Source organism: Rugosimonospora africana, from assembly GCF_016862975.1.
GTDB classification, from domain to species: Bacteria; Actinomycetota; Actinomycetes; order Mycobacteriales; family Micromonosporaceae; genus Rugosimonospora; species Rugosimonospora africana.
The window spans coordinates 1-2,505 of sequence record NZ_BONZ01000161.1; the positions used below are offsets into that span (position 1 = coordinate 1).

General features: G+C 66.0%; 1 protein-coding gene. It reads left to right on the forward strand.

Annotation, left to right across the window (positions count from 1 at the left end):
- Positions 1–2,505: AMP-binding protein (locus tag Raf01_RS48970; protein WP_203925051.1), on the forward strand; the 2,505-nt coding region annotated here is incomplete at both ends.

Genomic DNA, 2,505 nt, shown 5'->3' on the forward strand with positions numbered 1-2,505 from the left:
GGCTCCACCGGAACCCCCAAGGGCGTCACGATCACCCACAGGGGTGTACCGAGTCTGGTCGCGGCTCAGGCGGAGCGATTCAACGTCACCCCCGAGAGCCGAACGTTGCAGTTCGCCTCGTTGAGCTTCGACGCGGCGATTTCAGAGCTGTGCGTGACGTTGTTGTCCGGAGCGACACTGGTCTTGGCGCCAAGCGACCTGTTGCGAGAGGCACTGGGTGTTCTCGTGGCCAAGCACGATGTCACGCACGTGACTCTGCCGCCAACGGTGCTGGCAACAATGTCAGATGATGAGCTGGCGTCGGTGAGAACCATCGTCGTCGCCGGCGAGCCGTGTCCGCCTGGGCTGCCAGCGCGTTGGGCGAATAGTCGCCGGACCTTCATCAACGCCTACGGACCGACGGAAGTCACGGTATGCGCAGCGATGAGCGGACCAATGAATGGTAAGGGTGGTGTTCCGCCGATCGGTCGGCCGCTTCTGAACACGCGTGTTTATGTTCTGGATCCGGGGTTGCGGCCGGTCCCGTGCGGTGTGGTGGGTGAGCTGTATGTGGCGGGGGCTGGGCTGGCCCGGGGTTATCTGAACCGGCCGGGGTTGTCGGCGGGGCGTTTCGTCGCGGATCCGTTCGGTGCAATGGGTCAGCGGATGTATCGGACGGGGGATCTGGTTCGCTGGACCAGCGACGGCGACCTGGTTTTCGTTGGGCGTTCGGATGATCAGGTGAAGTTGCGGGGCTTCCGGATCGAGCTCGGCGAGATCGAAGCGGCCCTGACCGAGGATCCCGTGGTGTCGCAGGCGGTTGTGGTCCTGCGTGAGGACCGGCCCGGAGAAAAGCGCCTCGTGGGTTACGCGGTCGGCGTGAACGGAGCGACGGTCGATGACGGTGTGCTACGTGACCGGTTGGCGAAGCGTCTGCCGGATTACATGGTGCCCGCCGCGGTGATGGTTCTGGATTCGTTGCCGCTGACCAGCAACGGGAAACTCGACAGGCGTGCGTTGCCGGCACCTGACTTCTCCGCGGCGTCGGGATCACGTGGCCCGCGTACCGCCGGGGAAGAGGTTCTGTGCGGGCTGTTCGCCGAGGTGCTGGGCTTGGACCGGGTCGGGATCGACGATGACTTCTTCGCGTTGGGCGGGGACAGCATCGTCTCGATCCAGCTCGTCAGCCGCGCCCGCAAGACAGGCTTGCTGTTCTCTCCACAGGACGTGTTCGAGGCCAAGACAGTGGCCGGCCTGGCGAAGGTAGCCGGCCGCAAAGACGAAACGCCGGCGGTTGAAGGAGATGACTCGGGAGTCGGTGAGGTTGCGCTGACACCGATCATGCGGTGGCTGGCGGGTCGGGGCGGTTCGGTGCGCCGGTTCAGCCAGTCGTTGGTGTTGCCGGTCCCTGCGGGTCGTGGTGAGAAAGAGGTATCGGCCGCGGTGCGGTCGCTGCTGGACAGCCATGACATTCTCCGGGCCCGGCTACTGGTCCAGGAGAATGGTGAGTGGCGGCTGCAGGTTTCCCCGAAAGCCTCAGTCCGGGTCGGGGTGGACCGGGTGGATGCGGCCGGCCTGGACGGTGAGGCGCTGGGTGGGTTGGTGCGGCGGTGCCGTCAGGCGGCGATCGGTGAGTTGGATCCGTTCGCTGGGGTGATGCTGCGGGCGGTGTGGTTGGACCGGGGCCCGGACGAAACCGGTGCGTTGTTGCTGGTGGCCCATCACCTGGTGGTCGATGGGGTGTCCTGGCGGATCCTGGCCGCCGACCTGGAGTCGATGTGGGAGGTGTTGGCGATCGGCGGAGTGCCGGTCGTGGACCCGGTTCCTACGTCGTTTCGGCGGTGGGCCCAGGGACTGACCGCCGCGGCGGTGCAACCGGCTCGAGCGAATGAGCTTGGTCTGTGGGAACGGATCCTGGCTGGTCCGGATCCGCTGTTGACCGATCGTGGGCTGGATCCGGTGCGGGATGTCGCGGGCAGTGTCGTTTCGGTGTCGGTGGTGTTGGGTGCCGAGACCACGAACGCGTTGCTCACCCATGTGCCGGCGGTGTTCCACGCGGGGATCAATGACGTGTTGCTGGCGGGGCTGGCCCTCGCCGTTGCCCAGTGGCGTCGGAGTCATGGCGGTGATGTCGACGAGGTGCTGGTCGATGTGGAAGGGCACGGCCGACAGGAGGACCTGGTCGACGGGGCCGACCTGTCGCGGACGGTCGGCTGGTTCACCAGCCTGTTCCCGGTCCGGCTGGACGCGGGCACACTGACCTGGGAAGAAGTGCGCGCCGGCAGCCCCGGGGTCGGCGGAGTCGTGAAGCAGCTGAAGGAACACCTGCGACAGATCCCCGACAACGGTATCGGGTACGGGTTGCTGCGGTACCTGAACCCAGACACCGCACAGATCCTGGCCGACCTGCCCACACCGCAGATCGGGTTCAACTACTTCGGGCGTGTCGATGCCCCAGACCATTCCCCGGCTCCGGTGAAAAAGCCGACCGAAGCTCCCCGCGGCCCAGTTGGAATCGATAGCGAT